18 protein-coding genes and 1 tRNA gene are annotated in these 21067 nt (G+C 37.5%); 7 read left to right on the forward strand and 12 right to left on the reverse strand.

Features of this window, described 5'->3' with window-relative positions; genetic code table 11:
• Nucleotides 1-5 precede the first annotated feature (5 nt).
• From G7B20_RS10050 to G7B20_RS10070, 5 genes are all read right to left on the reverse strand, one after another.
• On the reverse strand, nucleotides 6-953 hold the full coding sequence (locus tag G7B20_RS10050) for a YbbR-like domain-containing protein (protein ID WP_164110839.1): 948 nt from the start codon (nucleotides 951-953) through the stop codon (nucleotides 6-8).
• Between the two features lie 91 nt (nucleotides 954-1044).
• The gene (gene yajC / locus G7B20_RS10055; protein WP_164110841.1) at nucleotides 1045-1365 is read right to left on the reverse strand and encodes a preprotein translocase subunit YajC; all 321 of its coding nucleotides are present in this window, start codon (nucleotides 1363-1365) and stop codon (nucleotides 1045-1047) included.
• Between the two features lie 29 nt (nucleotides 1366-1394).
• Nucleotides 1395-1844, reverse strand: coding sequence for a DUF1573 domain-containing protein (locus G7B20_RS10060; protein WP_164110843.1), 450 nt, complete (start codon nucleotides 1842-1844; stop codon nucleotides 1395-1397).
• A gap of 3 nt (nucleotides 1845-1847) precedes the next feature.
• Entirely contained in the window at nucleotides 1848-2795 is a 948-nt protein-coding gene (gene nusB / locus G7B20_RS10065) for a transcription antitermination factor NusB (RefSeq protein WP_164110845.1), read from the reverse strand.
• Nucleotides 2796-2845: 50 nt separating this feature from the next.
• Nucleotides 2846-3913, reverse strand: a complete 1068-nt coding sequence (locus tag G7B20_RS10070) for a Glu/Leu/Phe/Val family dehydrogenase (protein ID WP_164110847.1) — start codon at nucleotides 3911-3913, stop codon at nucleotides 2846-2848.
• 209 nt (nucleotides 3914-4122) lie between these two features.
• Here G7B20_RS10070 and G7B20_RS10075 point away from each other — a divergent pair, with 209 nt between their 5' ends.
• From G7B20_RS10075 to G7B20_RS10090, 4 genes are all read left to right on the forward strand, one after another.
• Nucleotides 4123-5901: an ABC transporter ATP-binding protein gene (locus G7B20_RS10075; RefSeq protein WP_164110849.1), complete on the forward strand. Its 1779-nt coding sequence runs from the start codon at nucleotides 4123-4125 to the stop codon at nucleotides 5899-5901.
• 67 nt (nucleotides 5902-5968) lie between these two features.
• Entirely contained in the window at nucleotides 5969-7951 is a 1983-nt protein-coding gene (locus G7B20_RS10080; RefSeq protein WP_164110851.1) for a DUF3857 domain-containing protein, read from the forward strand.
• Entirely contained in the window at nucleotides 7938-9845 is a 1908-nt protein-coding gene (locus G7B20_RS10085; protein ID WP_164110853.1) for a DUF3857 domain-containing protein, read from the forward strand. The genes G7B20_RS10080 and G7B20_RS10085 overlap by 14 nt, the downstream gene beginning before the upstream one ends.
• 28 nt (nucleotides 9846-9873) lie before the next feature.
• Nucleotides 9874-9950 (forward strand) — tRNA-Ala (locus G7B20_RS10090).
• 39 nt (nucleotides 9951-9989) lie between these two features.
• On the opposite strand, the gene G7B20_RS10095 is transcribed toward G7B20_RS10090, so the two are convergent.
• The 5 genes from G7B20_RS10095 to G7B20_RS10115 all read right to left on the reverse strand — a co-directional run bounded on the left by G7B20_RS10095 (nucleotide 9990) and on the right by G7B20_RS10115 (nucleotide 13177).
• Nucleotides 9990-11303 (reverse strand): DEAD/DEAH box helicase, encoded by a 1314-nt coding sequence (locus G7B20_RS10095; protein ID WP_164110855.1) that lies wholly within the window; start codon nucleotides 11301-11303, stop codon nucleotides 9990-9992.
• Nucleotides 11304-11458: 155 nt separating this feature from the next.
• Nucleotides 11459-11722 (reverse strand): 50S ribosomal protein L27, encoded by a 264-nt coding sequence (gene rpmA, locus G7B20_RS10100; RefSeq protein ID WP_021070981.1) that lies wholly within the window; start codon nucleotides 11720-11722, stop codon nucleotides 11459-11461.
• A gap of 44 nt (nucleotides 11723-11766) precedes the next feature.
• The gene (rplU, locus tag G7B20_RS10105; protein ID WP_164110857.1) at nucleotides 11767-12078 is read right to left on the reverse strand and encodes a 50S ribosomal protein L21; all 312 of its coding nucleotides are present in this window, start codon (nucleotides 12076-12078) and stop codon (nucleotides 11767-11769) included.
• Nucleotides 12079-12209: 131 nt separating this feature from the next.
• The gene (locus G7B20_RS10110) at nucleotides 12210-12653 is read right to left on the reverse strand and encodes an Hsp20/alpha crystallin family protein (protein WP_164110858.1); all 444 of its coding nucleotides are present in this window, start codon (nucleotides 12651-12653) and stop codon (nucleotides 12210-12212) included.
• A gap of 161 nt (nucleotides 12654-12814) precedes the next feature.
• Nucleotides 12815-13177 carry a dihydroneopterin aldolase gene (locus G7B20_RS10115; protein ID WP_164110861.1) on the reverse strand — a complete coding sequence of 121 codons (363 nt, stop codon included), beginning with the start codon at nucleotides 13175-13177 and terminating at the stop codon, nucleotides 12815-12817.
• A 287-nt stretch (nucleotides 13178-13464) separates the two neighbouring features.
• Here G7B20_RS10115 and G7B20_RS10120 point away from each other — a divergent pair, with 287 nt between their 5' ends.
• Entirely contained in the window at nucleotides 13465-15639 is a 2175-nt protein-coding gene (locus G7B20_RS10120) for a S9 family peptidase (RefSeq protein WP_164110863.1), read from the forward strand.
• A 66-nt stretch (nucleotides 15640-15705) separates the two neighbouring features.
• On the opposite strand, the gene G7B20_RS10125 is transcribed toward G7B20_RS10120, so the two are convergent.
• Complete coding sequence (locus tag G7B20_RS10125) at nucleotides 15706-16203, reverse strand: hypothetical protein (protein WP_164110865.1); 498 nt, start codon at nucleotides 16201-16203, stop codon at nucleotides 15706-15708.
• 244 nt (nucleotides 16204-16447) lie between these two features.
• On the opposite strand from G7B20_RS10125, the gene carB reads away from it, so the two are divergent.
• Both carB and G7B20_RS10135 read left to right on the forward strand, forming a co-directional pair.
• Nucleotides 16448-19267, forward strand: coding sequence for a carbamoyl-phosphate synthase large subunit (carB, locus tag G7B20_RS10130; protein ID WP_164110868.1), 2820 nt, complete (start codon nucleotides 16448-16450; stop codon nucleotides 19265-19267).
• A gap of 84 nt (nucleotides 19268-19351) precedes the next feature.
• Complete coding sequence (locus tag G7B20_RS10135) at nucleotides 19352-19729, forward strand: hypothetical protein (RefSeq protein ID WP_164110871.1); 378 nt, start codon at nucleotides 19352-19354, stop codon at nucleotides 19727-19729.
• A 116-nt stretch (nucleotides 19730-19845) separates the two neighbouring features.
• Here the strand turns inward: G7B20_RS10135 and G7B20_RS10140 are convergent, their stop codons facing one another.
• Nucleotides 19846-20922, reverse strand: coding sequence for a formylglycine-generating enzyme family protein (locus tag G7B20_RS10140; RefSeq protein ID WP_164110873.1), 1077 nt, complete (start codon nucleotides 20920-20922; stop codon nucleotides 19846-19848).
• Between the last annotated feature and the right edge of the window lie 145 nt (nucleotides 20923-21067).

The raw sequence follows: 21067 nt of genomic DNA on the forward strand, positions 1-21067 counted from the left end.
AACTCTTACTTACGCACAAAAAAATCAACATTCTGTGGTTCAATTTTTACGACTTTAACAAAATCAGGAACCTTTGTCAATAAAACAGGTAAACTCTTAACACGATTTTCCTCCCAATTATCTAAATCGATAATAGCTTCAAAATCGCGTGCTGTCCATTTACTAAAATCCTTTAATGACACCAAAGTAGTAAGCGTCACCTTACTAGGGATAGTACGGACAGAGGTATACCGACCTTCATTCTCGACCTTTATTGGTAATTCAATAACTTTCTCCGTAAGCTCCCCTATTGGGATAACAACCTCGGCAAAGGTAGGATAAATCGTCACATTCGTGCGTTGGCGCTTATTAATATTTGAAACAGTACGTATATCGGTGTGAACTTGGGTACCAAAGATACTATCGGTCTCCAGATACTCTATATTTGCCACGTCCTCCAAAGGGCCAGTTATAGTGACGTATTCAGGACTCGTCCGAGTAGCCCCAATTACGCCATATTGCTTCTTAAATCCAAGATGCATAGGTACGCGGACCGGCACCTTGCGTTGAGTCTGCTTTGAAAAATCAAAATACAAGGTATCTGGCCCCACGCTGATCACCTGTTTATCCACTGGGAATTGCCTATTTATAAAACCAATCTGATTAGAGAAAACTATATAATTTCGCGTACTCAGGCCACTTAAATCAACTTGAATATTTGCGGTATCTGGATTCAATCGGGACAACAACACATTCCAACCACTCATCTTCACGCGGACATTGACTGTATCAGACTGTAATGGGTGAAAAGCACGTTTTTCCGGTATGTTAACATATTCTATACCTGCTTTGATCGTAAATGTATACTTGTTAGAGATAGCGATCAACAACCACGCGATAAAAGAAATAATAAGACAACGCACGAAAATTGAAATCTTACGACGTTGTATTTTACTAATTCTTCGTTGCTTCATATGTACAAACTTAGATAAAATGCCCTATATTAACGAAAAAAAAAAGCCATTCAACATACTGAATGGCTTCTGTTTTTTCTAAGAGAAAAGATTAATCTTTCTTAACCTCTGCATTAGCTGCACGTGATGCATCCAATGAGATTGCCGACTTGTCAAAACGAATACGAACTCCAGAACCAACATCAACCAAAAAAGTAGTTTCACTTACTTCTACGATACGTCCATGAATTCCAGCAGTAGTTACTACTTTAGAGTTTACGTCCAATTCCTGAATATATTTCTTATGGTCTTTCTGTTTTTTCATTTGTGGTCTTATCATAAAGAAATAAAATACCACAACGATCAAAATCATCGGTAAGAAACTCATTAACCCACCACTACCTGCAGCTTGTAAAAAAAATGTTGATATCATTATTATTTAATTAGTTATAAAATACGGATTTATTTTTCGACCACCCCTTTAATTTGAACAGTAGTAACTCTCGGTTCAGCGTTTGAACTTATGGTTACAATTTTTTGCTGTGTACCTACTTGGCCTAAGCTATTAAAACTCACTCTTATCTCACCTGTCTTACCTGGAAGTATGGGTTCTTTAGTAAAATCGGGGGTAGTACAACCACAAGAAGCTGAAACCTGAGACAATATTACAGGAGCTTTGCCTGTATTGGTAAATTTAAAAATATGCTCCACAACAGCACCTTCCTTTACCTTCCCAAAGTCAAAAACTGAGTTCTCAAACTCAATAGTACCTTGTTGGCCCGAACCTGTACTATCAGAGACTGAAGCAACGATAGCAGTCGTTCCTTTATTGGCATTAGTATCTCCCTCATTACTACAGGAAGCCATAAATCCCAAAATAGAAATAGCCAAAAGTGTGTTCTTAAATATCATAAGTTAATCCTTTAATCCCCTACCTGCCTTGCGAATACGTCCTTCCTTCGTTAAGTCAGCTAGGATTTTATCCAAAATACCATTAATAAAAGTGTTACTCTTCAATGTACTAAACGACTTAGAAAGCTCAATATACTCATTTATAGTAACTTTAACTGGAATTGATGGGAAATTTATAAGTTCACTGATCGCCATACGCATTAACAAAATATCCATTAGTGCAATACGGTCTGCTTCCCAATTCTTCGTCTTGGCTGCAATCAATGCCTGGTACTCATCCCCGTACCGAACGGATGTCTTTAATAATTCGGAAATAAACTCTTCATCTTCATCCCAACTGGGGGTTAGTTCAGCCAACTTATTATTAGAAGGGTTTTCTGAACTAAAGTTCTTAAAAGTTTTGGCAATCATCGCCTGAAGAACTTCTTTATCTACGGGCCAATTGATGAATTTATCTTCAAATACCTGCTCAATATCTACTGATTTCAGGATAATCTTTTTAAAGATATACTTGATAATATCTTTTTCAGCATTGATACTCTGGTCTTCTAAAGCCAAATACTCCAGGTAAGCTTCTGAATCCTTAAGCTGCGCAAAAATTGAACGTACAATTTCAGGATCAAAGCCCCAAGACACCTTATACTTCTTAACCAACTCCAAATAGGTACGATTCTGTCGCAACGACTCAATAAAGGTGTTACCATTCAATTTTGCCGTCAACATTTTATCCTTTTCCGTTGGTAAAAACTTCGCGGCACGACTTTCTTGGTCTAAAACCACATATTCTGCCACCTCATCCAATAGATTCAATGTCCAGATATACATTTCATTAACCTCTTCAACATTTTTGAAAAGTGCCTTTTCAAAATCTTTAACCTGTTTATCTTCGGATAAACTGTACGCATAAAGCGTCTGCAATACCTTAACTCTAAGGTGTCTTCTGTTTAACATAGTGTAATAAGAACGATTATTTTATAAGAACGATTATTAAAGAACATACACTATCTTTTCAGCTTAGTCATATCTGCGATACGCCTTTCTGCCAACTGTCTGGCTGCTTCAAATGTCGTGATATCTTCTTCTCTAGATGTTTGCAAAACATGGCGCGTAGCGCTATAAATATTACGGATTAAAGACTCCGTACGGTCTGTCCCATATCCTTCTAATTCCGAATAGCAACTTATTAGTGCTCCAGAATTAATCAAAAAGTCTGGTGTATATAGAATATTATGTTCTTTCAACAATTGAATTGTACGCTCTTCATCTTTCAGTTGATTATTCGCAGACCCAGCGATAATCTTACAACGCATCTTAGGCACAGTATCCGGATTAACTGTCCCTCCCAATGCACAAGGAGCATATACATCCACATCAAGTTCATAACTAGTCGCGTATTGTATAGGCTCGGCTTTGTATTTAGCAGCTACCTTCATCTTACGCTCTTCAGTCATATCGGACACGTAAACACGAGCATTCTCTGCACGCAACATAGATACCAGCTGTTCGCCTACTGAACCAACACCTTGAACAGCTATCTTTCTTCCTGCCAGTGAATCATCCCCATATAGTTCTTTGATAGAAGCTTTTATACCGTAAAAAACACCTCTTGCAGCAAAAACAGTTGTATCTCCTCCTCCATTCATAGAGGTAGGCAAACCAGCGACGTAATCTGTCTCTGCATGAATGTATTCAAGGTCCTTTTGTGTAGTTCCGACATCGATAGAAGCAATAAAATTACCGTTAAGACCTGCTACGAACTTGCCAAAACGGCGCATAAGTATCTCGGTCTTTTCTGTACGATTATTGCCAATAATAACGGCACAACCACCGCCAAGATTCAACCCTGCCAATGAAGACTTATAAGTAATAGCCTTTGAAAGACGTAAAGCATCCTCGATAGCCTCTTCTTCAGACCCATAAGGCAACATCCTAACCCCGCCTATGGCAGGACCTAACGTCGTATCATGAATAGCAATAATAGCCTTCAAACCAACCTGTGGATCATTGCAAAAAAATAAATTCTGATGTCCGGAAACAGCCATCAAATCAAAAACTGAAGCGTTTTGCATATCAAAAGAAATAATAAAAAACTACCCTAAAAAGCTTTACAAAAATAAAAAATTAATTTGTTTTATCTGCTATTTATTGAAATATACGGTATCACAAAACGTAAATACATATGGAATAATACAGCTTTTAGAGAATTATATGACGAATAAGCAAAAAACAGCCAAAAGATATTAAAGTGAAACCATTACATTTGTAATAGACACAGAACATGAAAGAACTATCTTACCTCAACAAATATTTTTTTAAGTACAAATGGCGCTTGATACCAGGTGTTATTTTCGTCATCATCTCTAATTATTTCGGAATTTTACCAGCAAAAGTAATTCGGGAGGCATTTGACTTGGTCAAAGAAAATATAGACCTGTATCGACTTTATGACGGATTTGAGCGACAAGACCTCATTTATCAGGTTTTTGGCAGCAGTTTACTCTTTTTTGGCTTAGTGGTACTTATCTTAGCTTTGTTGAGAGGTGTTTTTCTATTCCTAATGCGGCAATCCATTATTCTCATCTCTAGGCATATTGAATATGATTTAAAGAATGAAATCTACAGACACTACCAAGAACTAGATTTTTCCTTCTTCAGAAAAAACAACACTGGCGATCTCATGAACAGAGCGACAGAGGATGTCAATCAGGTACGAAACTATCTAGGCCCAGCTATTATGTATGCAATCAATACAGTAACCCTCTCTGTTATGATTATATACGCAATGTATGATGTCAATCCCACACTGGCAACGTATGCATTAATTCCGATCCCTATCATATCACTGATCATCTTGATTGTAAATCGGATTATAAATAAGCGGAGTACTAAGATTCAGACTCAGCTATCAAAACTTTCTTCCTTTGTACAAGAAACCTTCTCTGGGATAAGAGTCATAAAAACCTATACGCAAGAAGAGCAAAAAATGGCTGAGTTTGCACATGAAAGCAACATCTATCGTAACAGCTCGTTGGATCTAGTCAAAGTACAAGCTATATTTTTCCCATTAATCATATTTCTTGTTGGATTTAGTACGATCGTCACGGTGTATATCGGTGGGATAGAAGTAAATAAAGGAACGATAACTGCGGGCAATATTGCAGAATTTATTATGTATGTCAACCAACTCACATTTCCTGCAATGGCTTTAGCTTGGGTAACTTCACTCATCCAACGAGCAGCAGCTTCACAAAAAAGAATCAACGAATTCCTTAACACAAAACCTGAAATCATCAGTGGTACAATTACCCAGAAACTAGCAGGAAATATCCGTATTGAGAACCTTTCATTTACTTATCCGGAAACCGGCATCAAGGCATTAAGCAATATAAATATTACGATCAAAGCAGGTCAGACACTAGCTATCATCGGTAAGACAGGATCTGGAAAATCGACACTTGCCAATCTTCTGTTAAGGATGTACGATGCAGATCAAGGCAACATAACATTTGATGACAATAACATACAAAACTTAGATATAAAAGATTTACGTCACCAGATAGGCTTCGTACCGCAACAGGTATTCTTATTCTCCGACACTATTGCCAACAATATAGCTTTTGGACTAGATCATTGCGAAATAGACCGCGTAGAATCCGCAGCTAAAGATGCAGCTGTATATGAGAACATTCTTGCTTTTGAGGCGGGGTTTCAAACCCATATAGGCGAAAGAGGTCTCACGCTATCGGGAGGCCAAAAGCAACGTGTCTCTATAGCAAGAGCATTAGTCAAAGATCCGCAAATGTTGATTTTTGACGACTGCTTATCTGCTGTTGACACAAAAACTGAGGAAGAAATACTGCGCAACCTAAGCCGTATTATGCGAAACAAGACGACTATTTTTATCGCTCACCGTATTTCAACGATCAAGAATGCAGATCATATCATTGTACTAGAAAATGGAAGTATCATCGAGGAAGGAAACCATAGTAGCTTGTTAGCTGCCAATGGGGAGTATGCCGAACTCTATGAAAAGCAATTACTGCAAAGTACAGAATAACAATTCTGTTTGCAATTGGGGGATTATTTATCTAACTTTCGGAAGATACCAAACCGGATATTCAGTTATGAGACATATTCTTTTAGCTCTTTTTGTGTTGCTTTCAACTAGCTTAATGGCACAATTTGAGGACACCCCTACAATAAGACGTACCGATTTTGAAACTAAAGTATACCCTTTAGATTCCAGTGCCAATGCCATAACGCTCTTTGAACATGGTAAGACACAAATTGATAGGAGCGAATCAGATCGATCCTTAATGGTATTTCACCACTACAAGACCCGGCTTAGAATCCTCACAAAGGAGGGATACGAACAGGCTAACTTTACGATTCCACTGTATAAATACGGTTCGACCTTTGAGTATATTACAAACATAAAAGCTACGACCTATAACCTTGTAAACGGCAAAGTAGAAAGCACCCCTCTCAAAAACAAAGATATCTTTATTGAAAACAGAAGCGATTTTGTTAAATTAAACAAATTTACGATGCCCGATATCCAGATGGGGTCGATAATAGAACTTGAATACACCTTAGTCTCTCCCGACATCTTTAACTTCAGGTCCTGGCAATTCCAAACAGATATCCCAAAGCTAAAAAGTCATTATCGAATATTGATTCCTGCTATCTATAAATACAATATTACGTTAAAAGGCCCATTGAAACTTTCCGACACAAGATCAAAACTGCAGCGCGAATGCCTAGTTCTAAACGGGAACAAAATAGACTGCTCCGACATCACCTACTTTATGGAAAGTATACCAGCTTTCAAAACAGAAGCTTACATGCTGGCTCCAAAAAACTACATTTCAGCAGTCAGTTTTGAGTTAGAAGAAATGGCTATGTCAGGAGGCGGTGTCAAATCTTTTACAAAAAAATGGAGCGATGTAGACAGAGAACTCATGACCGATAAAGATTTTGGCGGGCAATTAAAAAAAACAAACTTACTTGAAGGAATACTGAACAAGTCAATAGACACTTCCTCTAATCAACATGACAAAGCTAAAAATGTATTCAAATGGGTTCAACAAAACATCAAATGGAACAATACCAATGGAAAATACGCTCAACATGGTATTGAATATGCTTTTAAAAATAAAAATGGAAACGCTGCAGATATTAATCTAACTCTCGTAACGGCCCTCAACGCCGTAGGTATAGAATCCTATCCGATTCTTGTTTCTACACGCGATAATGGAGTCCCTAACAATCTTCATCCTGTCATTTCAGATTTTAACTATGTGATAGCGGGCATTAAAATCGATGATGAAACCTACTTAGCAGACGCAACTGATCCGTTACTCCCTTTTGGCGAATTACCCATGCGCTGCATCAACGAAAAAGGACGGATTATTTTCTCTAAAAAATCATCGGAGTGGATTCCGTTAGTTAATAACCAGATATCATCAACTCATTACAATTTTGATGGCTCGCTGGAATCCACCGGCACACTAAAAGGTAACCTTTCAATAGTGTACAACGGAATGGACGCCGTAAGCAAGCGTCGAAATATACTGGAGTATCCTTCGGTAGAAGAATACGAGGAAGCTGTTGACGAAAAATTAACAAGTATCACTATAAAAAAACTTAACATCGAGAACCTAGACGACAATGAAATTTCCCTTATTGAAAACTTCGTCATAGAGGTCAAAGTCGGTGATGAAATAAAAGGAGATAGTTTTTTTTTTAACCCCATCTTTATCAATCGTACTACTAAAAACCCCTTCAATCTCGACGAGAGAAATTACCATGTAGATATCGGTTCTAAAAGAGACGAGAGCCATACGATAACCGTAAAACTTCCAAAGGGAAGCAACATAAAAACATCACCCAAAAATATAAGCCTTGTATTACCACAGAATACGGCCCGGTATTACTACAAAAGTGAATTGATAGATGGCACTCTACATGTCTCACAACACCTATCACTTAAAAAGGCTATATACAATACCGATGAATATTTCGGATTAAAGGAATTGTTTTCGAGAATAATACAACAGCTTAAGATAGATCACTCATTCAATTACACAGCAAATGCTTTTTTATAGAATTATTTTCACACTACTGGCAACAATCTGTATCCTACATGCAAGCGCCCAACAATATAGCGCATCGGCTATCTCAAAAGACCTCTTAAGTCGCGCCAATGCTGTAGTACAGGAAGAACACATATCCTTTGAGCTGGACTATTCAAATGCATTCCAAACTGTACATCGAGTGATAACGATACTGAACAAAGCGGGAGAAAAACATGCAGAACTCGTTTTATACTATGACAAAAGTAAAATCATCAAGGATATCAAAGGACAGATTTTGGATGAGTTTGGCAATCAAATTAATAAATTCAATCAAAAGGATTTTAAAGATTACAGCGCGACAAGTCAAGTCAGTATGTTTGATGATATACGAGTCAAACATTATACGCCGAACTTTCATACCTACCCCTATACAATTGTATATAGTTACGAAGTAAAACATACACAAAATCTATTTATTCCCTACTGGCAACCTAATTACTTACCTGATCTTGCTGTAATTAGTAGCACATACGAGTTGAACTGCAAATCGGACCAATTTTTACGGATAAAAAGCGAGAACATACCTCAACCCGCCCACATAACGACAACTGAAAAATCCAAGACTTATAGATGGATTGCGAAAAACATAAAAGCACGAAAAGAAGAGCCCTTAAAGCCCTTTGACCAACAAGATGCTATCCTAGTTAAAGTTGTCCCAGAAACTTTCCACTATTTCAAGAAAAAAGGAACTGTAAAGAACTGGACTGATTTCGGAAAATGGGTACATGAAAATCTCCTAACAGGCAAGCAGGAATTATCCCCAGAAACTAAAGATAAGGTAAGAGAACTTACGGCACACCTAGATTCGAACAAAGAAAAAGCAAAAGTGCTCTACGCTTACATGCAGCATAAAACACGTTATGTCAGTATACAAATAGGAATTGGAGGGCTTGAACCTTATCCAGCTTCCTATGTAGACCAACTGGGGTATGGAGACTGCAAAGCTCTCGTAAATTATACACAGGCCTTGTTAAAAGAAGCCGGTATCGAATCTTTATACTGTATCGTCGAGGCAGGGCATCAAAAAAAAAATTTGGATATAGATTTTGCGAATGCCGTTGATGGTAATCATATTATACTATGTCTACCTTTTGAAAAAGATACCACTTGGCTTGAATGCACAAGCAGTAAACACCCCTTCGGGTATCTAGGCAAGTTTACGGATGACAGGCTAGTTCTTGCTTGCACACCAGACGGAGGCAAAATATTACGAACAACCCGATATCCATATACTAGGAATTTGCAACATCGAGTAGGCGACTTTAAAGTAACGAAGACTGGCAGTATTCAAGGAAGTATAACGACAACATTTACTGGCACTCAATTCGACAATCATTTTGAAAATGTTTCCAAAGGACAACACGAACAACAGGAGTTATTAAAGCAGTTTTACGACATCGATAATATTAGCTTTTCGAATAACGTTTATGAAGTAAAAACTCAAACAGAATCAACGATTAATGAACAAACAGACATCACTATAAAGAACTATGTTGTAAAGAACAAAGATCAGCTAATATTCTCTCCAAATTTATTCAATTTGGCCAAAGCTATCCCAGAATCTAAAAATAGAACGAATCCCCTCTACATCAACCGAGGTTATACAGACATTGATAGTATCACTTACAGCATACAAAAACAGATTAAAGGCAGATTTCATCCTATAAATAAAGTTATAGACTCTCCTATGGGCACTTATGACCTTCAAATCACCATGAAAGATGATCAGCTGATATTTTACCGTAAACTGGAGATTAGAGAAGGCACTTATCAACCCGAAAGCTATGTACAATTCTACAACTTTATGCGTGAGGTTTCAGAAACTGATCGAGTTAAATTTACACTTAGACTTGCAACAGATTAATATTTTTATATCTTTGCAACAGCTTAAAGGGGAATTAGCTCAGTTGGCTAGAGCGCTTGCCTGGCAGGCAAGAGGTCATCGGTTCGAATCCGTTATTCTCCACCATTAAAAAAGGCAGATCTAAAAAATCTGCCTTTCTTTATTTTAGTACTTCTTGCCAGAGCTATCGCCCGACCTTTTCCCACCAAAAGAACGTCCACCTCTGCCGGAAGACTGTTTCTTCTTATGGCGATAATCAGGCTTTGCACCAGACTTAGGCTGTTCAGCTTTAACCTTCGTCTTCCCTGTTAGAAATGACGACTTTGCTACAAACTGAGGAGACATGCTTAAATCTTCAATCCGTTTCACAGGAAGCTCAAAGCCAATTGTGAACTGTATATCTTTGATATATGGGATCTCCTCAACATCACACAAAGAAATAGCAAAACCTTCAGCACCTGCTCTACCTGAACGGCCAATACGGTGCACATAGGCATCTGGCATATTGGGAATCTCGTAATTGATAACATACTTTAAGAGATCAATATCAATCCCTCTAGCGGCGATATCAGTAGCAACTAAAACACGTATTTCTTTCTTCTTAAAGCCTTCCAACGCATTCTGACGAGCATTTTGAGACTTATTACCATGTATTGCAGCAGCAGAGATATCCTGTCTGTGCAAAAGCTTCACCAGCCGATCTGCACCATGTTTGGTACGCGTAAACACTAAAACGTTATCGTCTACCTCTTTTTTCAATAGATACATTAGCGCCTTCGGCTTATTCGCTTTCTCAATGTAATACAAAGTTTGCTGAATAGTTTCTGCTGTTGTAGACTCAGGTGTGACTTCAACTTTAACCGGTTCACTCAAAATACTATCAGCTAAAGATTGAATTACCTTCGGCATAGTTGCCGAGAAAAACAAAGTCTGACGTTTCTCAGGAATAACCTTCAGCACACGCTTTACATCATGTATAAATCCCATATCTAACATCCTATCCGCCTCATCCAATACGAATATCTCGATCTGACTGATAGATAGAATACGTTGGTTCATCAAATCTAAAAGTCGACCTGGAGTCGCAATAAGAATATCTACCCCTTGACGAATCTCATTCACCTGACTAAATTGATTAACACCACCAAAGATCACCGTATGTTTTAGTTTCAGATTTTTACCATAGTCACTAAAAGACTCTCCAATCTGTATCGCTAGTTCCCTAGTAGGTGTCAAAATCAGTGAGCGGATGGTACCACGCTTGTGTCCCTGAGGCCTATTATTATTAAGTAGTTGCAAAATAGGGATCGCAAATGCGGCGGTTTTACCAGTACCTGTCTGTGCACAGCCCAAGAGGTCTTTACCTTTTAGCACCTCTGGGATAGCCTGTTCTTGAATCGGGGTTGGGTTTTGATAGCCAAGCGTCTCCAAAGCTGCCAATATAGGCGAGCTAACTTTTAAATCATTGAAAGTTTTCATCAATACGTTTTATATAAAATAAACCCTCATATAATAGCTGTTTAAACAGCAATGAAAATGTCTCGAGGGTTCACTATGTCCGTTGAGAACAACACTTTCAGAAAAAAAGCCGCCAAGAATTACTTAGCGGCTTTTAAATAGGATTAAACTAAACCTTAGTTTTGCTCAGCAGGAACTACTGAAACGTAAGATTTGTTATTTGCTTTTTTGCGGAAAACAACTGTTCCATCAACTAAAGCGAACAAAGTATGATCTTTACCAACACCTACGTTAGCATCTGGATTATGTACAGTACCACGTTGGCGAACGATGATGTTACCAGCAATAGCCTTCTGACCACCAAAAATCTTGATACCTAATCTCTTACTATGTGACTCACGGCCGTTCTTGGAACTACCCGCACCTTTTTTATGTGCCATTTCTTTATCTTAATTTATGACTTTCGCCTGGATTAAAAATTCAATTATAAACTGATACCAGTGATCTGGATTTTAGTGAATTGTTGACGGTGACCGTTTTTCTTTTTGTAACCTTTACGGCGTTTTTTCTTGAAAACGATTACTTTATCACCTTTCAAATGAGACAAAATCGTAGCTGAAACTTTAGCTCCTGAGATACTTGGAGTACCTACAGTGAATTTACCACCGTCTTCGGCCAACAATACATTGTCAAATTCAATATTAGCGCCTTCTTCTCCTTGTAAACGGTGTACAAAAAGATACTGGTCTTTTGCAACCTTAAATTGCTGCCCTGCTATATTTACTATTGCGTACATTGTTATTTATTAAAAATGTTAATTATTTAATGAACGGCAAAGATAGGCTATTATATTTAATCCTGCAATTTTTTTTCCAAAAACAAAGGAGCTTGATATCAAGCTCCTTTGTTTTTGGAAAATTCCTCTAATTATTTAACCTCGATCAATCGTTTAGCAACAATTGCCTCTTCTTTCTTCCCAATCCTTACATGTAGAATCCCATCCGTATAAGAGGCATCAATGTTACTATAATCAACAGTCTCTGGAAGCGTAAAAGATCTAGAAAATGAACTATAATTATACTCTTTCTTGTTGTACATTTTCTCTTTCGTTTCAGTTTCTTCAACCTTCTCGACGCCTATGGAAATAATATTTTTATCCACGTTGATTTTAAAATCAGACTTCTGTAATCCAGGTGCCGCCAATTCTATCTCAAAAGCTTCTGCAGTTTCGATAATATTCACAGCCGGAACACGAGTTACCAAACGATCTGAAATAAATGAATCATTAAATAGATTATCAAATACACTGTTAACAAATGGATTTACACCATCTGTATTCACTGCTTTAGTTGGGATTTTAATTAATGCCATTTTTCTGTCCTCCAATTATTTAGTTATCCAATTTTTATTATAAATACATTAAACATATTTCAATAAAAATACCAAAACAAAAAACAAGAATTTTTGTCACTAAAACTACATAAAAACAGTCATAATGTCATTAATCTACATATATCCCACCTCTAAGAGCATTAATCCTTCTCAAATAGTAAAGAAACCTCTGAATTTGCCAAATCACCACCAAATGGTGGATTTATCTTTCTTATAGCCACATAAACCTTTTGTGCGAAATTAAACTTCTTTATAATTAGGTCCAACATATCCTCCAATGCAGACTCCAACAACTTCCGTTTAGGACTCATCACTTCCAGCACCACCTGATAAAGCTCTTCGTAATTAATCGTGTTTCTCAGATCTTCCGCATCCGAATTCTGAAAGGGAAAGTAGACATCTACATTCACATAAAACTCATTCCCAACCACCTGTTCTTCTTCATAAAAACCTATAGGCGAATAAAAGCGTACTTCCCGTAAGGATACTTTTTGTGTAATCATAATATTAAATTTACACAAATTTTGGATTAAACAAGCTTTTTATTGTCCATTTTCAACAAACACCACAGACACTGATCGACACCAAAAAACATCCATTTCAATATCTATAAAAACATCAATCCTGTAAAACCTTTTTGACGTTAGCAGATATATTATTGTAAATAACTAATTTCGTTCCGAATTAAACCCGACTCATGATAGACGCTTTGCTTATACAAAAACGTCATATGGACACAAAAGTTAATTAGAGTATTCCATATGGCCGTTAAAAAACAAATTAAATACATATGAAAAAACTATTGGTACTACTTTTATTAGGATCTACTTACGCATACGGTCAACGTAACTTCACGATAGATGAAACGGTATTTGGCCCCGGTAAATTTGCAACAAAAACCCTTTTTGGTCAAAAATGGATCAAGGGAACTGATGCCTTTTCTCATCTAGACAGCACTTACCAAACTCTTGTAATCAGAAGCCACAAAGACAACTGGCAAAGTAGAGCATTAACTTCGGTCACCGAACTACAATTGGCATTATCTAAAGTCTTTCCAAATGAAAAATTCAATTTACGTAGTTTTCCGACTCAATACATATGGACAGATAATAATACGTTAGCTTTTAATATCAGTGGAGAAAAAAACACCTATCGTATAAGCTACAATATACTGAACAAAGAGGTGAAATTAAATGCAACCGTTCCAAATGACGCTGCTAATATAGAATACAGCACTTCCAACCGACAAACAGCTTACCTTAACGGCAACAATATCGAAATTATTACCGCCTCTGGAAAAAAATTAGAAGTCACTAAAGATACCATTGACGGGATAGTAAATGGAAGTGACAACACCCACCGTCAAGAATTCGGTATCAACAAAGGAATGTGGTGGTCACCAGATGATCAAAAACTTCTTTACTACCGCAAAGACGAAACCATGGTTAGTAAATACCCACTCCCCCAATGGAACACCCGTGTGGCCACAATTAAAGACATACGCTATCCCATGGCTGGAATGAAAAGTGAAGAAGTAACATTAAACATCTTCAACACGCAGACCAACCAATATATAACGTTACAAACAGGAATACCTAAAGAACAATACCTAACTATCGCAACTTGGGACCCAAGCAATGATTATGTATACGTCGGTGTATTAAATCGCGGGCAAGATCACCTGAAGCTCAATAAATACGATGCTAGGACAGGCGAATTTGTCAAAACGCTTTTTGAAGAGAAATCTAACTCTTGGGTTGAACCTCAAAAACCGTTAGTCTTCATACCGAATACCCCCCAACAATTCCTTTATCAAACAGACAAGGATGGCTACAATCAATTGTATCTATACGACACCCAAGGTTCTTTAATTCGCAAATTGGGACACAATAGCGTTATTGTAATTGATTTTCAAGGTTTCGACAGCAAAGGAACGAAAGCATACTATATCGGAGCTACTAACAATGGATTAGAACGTCATCTGTTTGAAGTAGAACTAAAAAGCGGAAAAACCACCCAATTGACTAAAATCAACGGCACTCACAATGCTACAATTAGTGAGAGCGGCAATTACATCCTTGACCAATACAGCAACCTAACTACACCAAATAAAATACAAGTGGTAAGCAAAAAGGATGATAAGAAAACAGCTATATTAACCGCTAACAATCCATTTACATCGCAGATAAACCTTCCAAAAATCGAGTTCAAAACTCTTGTATCTCCAGATGGACACACGCCCCTAAACGCTAGAATCACTTACCCTGCTAACTTTGATTCTTCAAAAAAATATCCGGTCATGTTGTATTTATATGGCGGATCCCACGCTCAATTGGTTACAGATAGATGGCTAGGCGGAGTGGGGTACTTTGATCTTTATATGGCTCAAAATGGCTATTTGGTATTCACACTGGATAATAGGGGCTCCGATGCACGTGGGAGAGACTTTACCCGTGTTACACATCGCAACCTTGGCGAAGCTGAAATGGCGGACCAGATCGTCGGGATAGAATACCTAAAATCACTCCCTTACGTTGACAGTAATAATATGGGTATTTTCGGATGGAGTTACGGAGGCTTCATGACTACCTCTTTAATGACCAAACACAACAACATCTTTAAAGCAGCAGTAGCTGGAGGTCCAGTAATGGATTGGAAATATTACGAAGCTATGTATGGAGAGCGTTACATGGACACACCGCAAGAAAATCCAGAAGGATACACAAAAACTTCTTTATTAAATAAAGTCGACAAGCTAAATGGTCATTTACTAATAATCCATGGTGCACAGGATCCTGTAGTTGTCCAGCAACACAGTATGAATTTTGTCGAGCAATGTATAAAAGTAGGAAAACAGGTGGACTATTTCCTATACCCTACCCATGAACATAACGTAAGTGGAAAAGATAGGATTCACATGTATGATAAAATCGCGAAGTATTTTGACTTACACCTTAAGAAATAATTGAATTTGTCAACAAAAAAGGGAATGCCATGTTGCAATCCCTTTTTTGTTGACGCTAAATCGGATTTAGAAAGTATAACGAGCTGTTACACCACCGTTGAAATAAACACCATTACTGTAGTACGAACCCTTTACAACATGAATAGTAGGTCTAACATCAGCCGAAAATGCAAAAGGAGCATTCTTTAACTTATAATCTACACCACCAGTAGGAAAAATCCCCGCACTGAAACCTTTATAGTCTTCCCAATCTGAAAAAGTATTCGCTAATACAGCACCACCACCAACAAACCACTTAAAATTCTGGATACTTCCAATAGGGAAATGATGCTGATATCCTCCGGATAATGAAACAGAAGTCAAATCATATGCTCCATAAGTATCTGGATTAATACCTAAATCAAATTCTAATGCTCCGGGCTGAGAAATAAAAGTCTTGAACGCGACACCGACAACGTCATAATGTCCATTTCCTAAACGGATACCGATCGAATTTTTATAGTCTTGCGCTTGAGAAGCTCCTGCAACTAATAATGCTACTAATGCTAAAGTAAATTTTTTCATAAAGTTTTATTTATAGTAATTTATTAATAATTGGTACATGGTAAGCAAATAATGTACCACTAACTTAAATAGTCAAAAAAACTTGCAAAAAAAGACGTAGACGAAAAAACTTTTTACATTCTAAAAAAATAAATGTAACTTTGCACTCCGACAAAGCAGTCGGAATACTCTTCTTTTCAAAGGCAATTTCGCCGCTTTGTAAATAACAACTAGTTCGTATTTTAATTTTTTGATTTCATAAATAATGCCTAGAAACACCTCCATTAACTCTGTCTTAATCATAGGTTCTGGTCCTATTGTTATCGGACAAGCGTGTGAATTTGATTATTCTGGATCTCAAGCTGCCTTATCTCTTAAAGAAGAAGGCATTACTGTTTCCATAATTAATTCCAACCCTGCAACAATTATGACCGATAAGGTTGTCGCAGATCACATTTATCTATTACCTCTTACTTGCGAAAGCATTGAACAAATCTTAAAAGAGCAAAAGATTGATGCTGTACTACCGACTATGGGTGGACAGACAGCTTTAAACCTATGTATTGAAGCCTCCAACCTTGGTCTTTGGGACAAATACAACGTTCAAGTAATCGGAGTTGATGTAGCGGCTATTGAAAAAACTGAAAATCGCGAAGAATTCCGTCAATTAATGATTGATATCGGTGTAGGTGTAGCTCCTTCAAAAATAGCTAATTCTTTCCTTGAAGGTAAAGAGGCTGCTCAAGAAATTGGTTTCCCATTAGTAATACGTCCTTCGTACACTTTAGCAGGTACTGGAGGTGGATTTGTACACAAAAAAGAAGATTTTGATGCTGCTTTAAATAGAGGTCTACACGCCTCTCCTACGCACGAAGTATTGGTCGAACAGGCTGTCTTAGGTTGGAAAGAATTTGAATTAGAATTACTTCGAGATACAAATGATAATGTAATCATCATTTGTACAATCGAAAACTTCGATCCTATGGGAATTCATACAGGAGATTCTATCACCGTAGCTCCAGGTATGACACTATCTGACAAATGTTACCAAGACATGCGTAACCAAGCGATAAAAATGATGCGCTCTATTGGAAACTTTGCAGGAGGATGTAATGTCCAATTTTCGGTAAACCCAGAGAATGAAGATATTATCGCTATTGAAATCAACCCCCGTGTTTCTCGCTCATCGGCACTAGCTTCCAAAGCAACAGGATACCCTATTGCTAAAATAGCAGCTAAATTGGCTATCGGGTATAACCTTGATGAATTACAAAACCAAATTACTAAAACAACTTCGGCCTATTTCGAACCTACATTAGATTATGTAATTGTCAAAGTTCCTCGTTTTAACTTTGACAAATTCAAAGGAGCAAATAAAGAATTAGGTCTTCAGATGAAAGCTGTCGGTGAAGTTATGGCGATAGGTCGTACATTTATCGAAGCCTTACAAAAGGCATGTCAATCCCTAGAGACAGGTCGAGCTGGATTAGGCGCTGATGGTAAACAGTTACGCAATCTCGATGAAATCATGTTCAGCCTAGAACATCCAAGTGCAGACCGTCTTTTCCATGTAAAAGATGCATTTGAACTCGGCGTTCCTTTAGAATCTATCCGTAAAACGACACATATCGACAAATGGTTCTTAGTACAGATCCAAGAATTAGTTCAATTAGAGCAAGAATTACGTCGTTATCAATTATCAAATATTCCACGCGATTTCTTCATGACCTTGAAGCAAAAGGGTTATTCGGACGAGCAGATATCTTGGTTATTAGGCAATGTTACAGAAGATCAGGTTTATGACCGTCGTAAAGAATTAGGCATCAACCGTGTTTATAAAATGGTAGACACCTGTGCTGCTGAGTTTCCAGCACACACACCTTATTACTACTCTACTTTCGAAGATGAAAACGAATCGATCTGTTCAGATAAAAAGAAAATAATTGTATTAGGTTCTGGACCAAACCGTATTGGTCAAGGTATCGAATTTGATTACTCTTGTGTACATGGATTGTTAGCCGCTAAAGAATGTGGTTACGAAGCAATTATGGTAAACTGTAACCCGGAGACCGTATCTACGGATTTCAACATGGCTGACAAATTATATTTTGAGCCTGTATTCTGGGAACACGTGCGCGAAATCATTGAATTAGAAAAACCAGTAGGCGTTATCGTTCAATTGGGTGGACAAACGGCTTTAAAAATGGCCCAACGTCTAGAACAACTGGGGGTTAAAATAATTGGAACTTCCTTCCAAGATATGGATTTAGCCGAAGACCGCGGACGCTTTTCAGACTTATTGAAAGCATTGGACATTCCTTATCCTAAATATGGAGTTGCTACATCGGCAGAAGAAGCTATCAAAGTAGCGAACGAGGTAGGTTATCCAGTTCTTGTTCGTCCATCCTATGTACTAGGAGGGCAAGGCATGAGCATCGTTATCAACGATGAAGATCTAGAAAAAGCAGTAGTCAATCTATTGAAAAACCTTCCAGGAAATCAAATCTTAATTGACCACTTCCTGGACCGTGCAGAGGAAGCCGAATCTGACTCTATCTCCGATGGTGAAGATGTTCATATCATCGGTATGATGGAGCATATTGAACCAGCGGGCATCCATTCCGGAGACTCATCAGCTGTATTGCCTCCGTTTGAACTTTCGCAAGCTGTACAGGACAAAATGGAGGAATACTCGATCAAACTAGCGAAAGCGCTTAATGTACGAGGACTATTGAACATTCAGTTTGCTATAAAAGGAGAAAACGTATACGTCATCGAAGCAAACCCACGTGCTTCACGTACAGTACCATTTATAGCAAAAGCTTATGATGTACCATACATCAACATAGCGACAAAAGTAATGCTCGGCGCCAACAAGCTAAAAGACTTCACTATCGAACGCAAATTAGAAGGTTGGGCTATTAAAGAACCTGTGTTTTCATTCTCAAAATTCCCTGAAGTTGATAAACAGTTAGGTCCTGAAATGAAGTCAACAGGTGAAGCCATTCGCTTTATCAAAGACTTACAAGATCCTTACTTTAGAGAATTAGTTTCTAAAAAGTCAATGTTCTTAAACGCACAATAAAAAAATATTTTACACCTATATTTAAACCAGCTATTCATCTGTAATAGCTGGTTTTTTAATTATCAACTAGCTTAAATATTTAACATGATTTACAAATCAAGATCCCTAATAACTACTTTACTGCTCTTAGTAATAGCTATTTTGGGGATTTATGGCGTCATTGGTTACTTTTATTTTGAAGACTTTCCTTCGCTTGTTTGGCTTTGCTTCTCAATCGTGTTTATAATCTTAGCTCCTATCGGAATCTACTGGAATTATGAATCCTCATTTCTTGTAAAAGATCCAATTAATAAAACGAAAAAATCAAAATTAAAACATTTTTTAATCTTAAATACAGGAATAATTCTAGCAGTCTTTTTAATAAAGAAAGGAGTTGTTTTTGATAATATTCAAGAGGCTAATATTCGAGCTCATGCAGAAAAACAGACAATTGAAATCACCTTATTAAAGGCGCCAAGATAAGTTCGGACTAGGGAAAAGTCGTTTGACAGGAAAATCAACAGAAATAACGATAATACCCCTAAGTTACTAAAAATTGGTGAAATAACCGTTATTAATAAAATCGAAATACTTTAGACTTAAATCTCTTTTACACACCTAAATCCTACATTATTTGTTGGGCTATTTATTTCACCTTTACCTCTCGCCCCAGCTTTATACCGTTCACAATATTGGTCATTGCACAAGAAAGATCCGCCCCGTTGTACCCGTTTTACTAACCCCGGTTCCTGCGGATCATAAGAATCATTAGGACCCTTAGGATTATCTTTCTCACTAATAGCATAGTAATCTGGGCGATAAAAATCTGAACACCATTCCCACACATTTCCTTCCATATCATAAAGACCAAAGGAATTCGCTGGATAAGATTTTACCGGAGCAGTAGATTCAAAACCATCTTCTTTAGAATTATGCGCAGGAAAATTACCCTGGTAAATATTTGCGAGCCACTTCTCATTTTCCTTTTTTTCCTTGCCCCAATAATAAGTCTCATCAGTGTGTGTACCTGCTTTTGCAGCATATTCCCATTCCGCCTCTGTCGGTAGACGCTTCCCTGCCCATTTAGCATAAGCTTCAGCATCTTGATAAGCCAATTGTGTAACCGGGTGGTCTTTTCTATTTTCAATAGTACTCCCCGGCCCCTCTGGTTTTCTCCAGCTAGCGCCCGCAACATAATCCCACCATTGTAAAGCATTATTCAGATTATTAACTCTTTTATTACCTACAAAAACGGCTGAACCAGTCACCAACATAGCGGGATCAACGTTAGGAAATTCTTTAGGATCCAAAGGTCTCTCGGCTACGGTAACATATCCGGTAGCTAGTACAAATGCTTCAAACTGTGCATTAGTCACTTCATGCTCATCCATATAAAAAGATTTTACACGAACCTCGTGTACGGGACTTGCGTCTGCAAAATATTTCGAGCCCATTTTGAAAATACCTCCCTTAATCAGTACCATGTTAGCATCATCATTTCCTTTTGTAAAGACAAAAATATCCTTTGCTTCGTTACCAAACCTACTAGGCACTCCATGCATGGCACATGTTACTTTCGTACTATCAACAGTTTTTGATTCTTCTTGCTTTGTACTTGGTGTATTACATCCTGCAAGAAAGACATATAAACATATATATATGGAATTTTTGGTCATCTGATAACATCTTTTGTTCTTCCCCTAATTTGAAAAGTTTAATATATTGAATTATCACAGCTTTAGCAAAACAATCTTCAGATAATATTGTCCACGAGCTAATATTTTTTTGCAGTAAAACAAAACTTTCATAATTCCTTTAGAT

The organism is Sphingobacterium sp. xlx-96 (genome assembly GCF_011007365.1).
Taxonomy (GTDB): Bacteria; Bacteroidota; Bacteroidia; order Sphingobacteriales; family Sphingobacteriaceae; genus Sphingobacterium; species Sphingobacterium luzhongxinii.

Coding starts and splice junctions, on each gene's coding strand:
- carB (WP_164110868.1), top strand. CDS start 16,448: ATGCCTAGAAACACCTCCATTAACTCTGTCTTAATCATAGGTTCTGGT.
- G7B20_RS10050 (WP_164110839.1), bottom strand. CDS start 953: ATGAAGCAACGAAGAATTAGTAAAATACAACGTCGTAAGATTTCAATT.
- G7B20_RS10075 (WP_164110849.1), top strand. CDS start 4,123: ATGAAAGAACTATCTTACCTCAACAAATATTTTTTTAAGTACAAATGG.
- G7B20_RS10115 (WP_164110861.1), bottom strand. CDS start 13,177: ATGATTACACAAAAAGTATCCTTACGGGAAGTACGCTTTTATTCGCCT.
- nusB (WP_164110845.1), bottom strand. CDS start 2,795: ATGTTAAACAGAAGACACCTTAGAGTTAAGGTATTGCAGACGCTTTAT.
- G7B20_RS10135 (WP_164110871.1), top strand. CDS start 19,352: ATGATTTACAAATCAAGATCCCTAATAACTACTTTACTGCTCTTAGTA.
- G7B20_RS10125 (WP_164110865.1), bottom strand. CDS start 16,203: ATGAAAAAATTTACTTTAGCATTAGTAGCATTATTAGTTGCAGGAGCT.
- G7B20_RS10120 (WP_164110863.1), top strand. CDS start 13,465: ATGAAAAAACTATTGGTACTACTTTTATTAGGATCTACTTACGCATAC.
- G7B20_RS10140 (WP_164110873.1), bottom strand. CDS start 20,922: ATGACCAAAAATTCCATATATATATGTTTATATGTCTTTCTTGCAGGA.
- G7B20_RS10085 (WP_164110853.1), top strand. CDS start 7,938: ATGCTTTTTTATAGAATTATTTTCACACTACTGGCAACAATCTGTATC.
- G7B20_RS10070 (WP_164110847.1), bottom strand. CDS start 3,913: ATGCAAAACGCTTCAGTTTTTGATTTGATGGCTGTTTCCGGACATCAG.
- G7B20_RS10080 (WP_164110851.1), top strand. CDS start 5,969: ATGAGACATATTCTTTTAGCTCTTTTTGTGTTGCTTTCAACTAGCTTA.
- yajC (WP_164110841.1), bottom strand. CDS start 1,365: ATGATATCAACATTTTTTTTACAAGCTGCAGGTAGTGGTGGGTTAATG.
- G7B20_RS10095 (WP_164110855.1), bottom strand. CDS start 11,303: ATGAAAACTTTCAATGATTTAAAAGTTAGCTCGCCTATATTGGCAGCT.
- rpmA (WP_021070981.1), bottom strand. CDS start 11,722: ATGGCACATAAAAAAGGTGCGGGTAGTTCCAAGAACGGCCGTGAGTCA.
- G7B20_RS10110 (WP_164110858.1), bottom strand. CDS start 12,653: ATGGCATTAATTAAAATCCCAACTAAAGCAGTGAATACAGATGGTGTA.
- G7B20_RS10060 (WP_164110843.1), bottom strand. CDS start 1,844: ATGATATTTAAGAACACACTTTTGGCTATTTCTATTTTGGGATTTATG.
- rplU (WP_164110857.1), bottom strand. CDS start 12,078: ATGTACGCAATAGTAAATATAGCAGGGCAGCAATTTAAGGTTGCAAAA.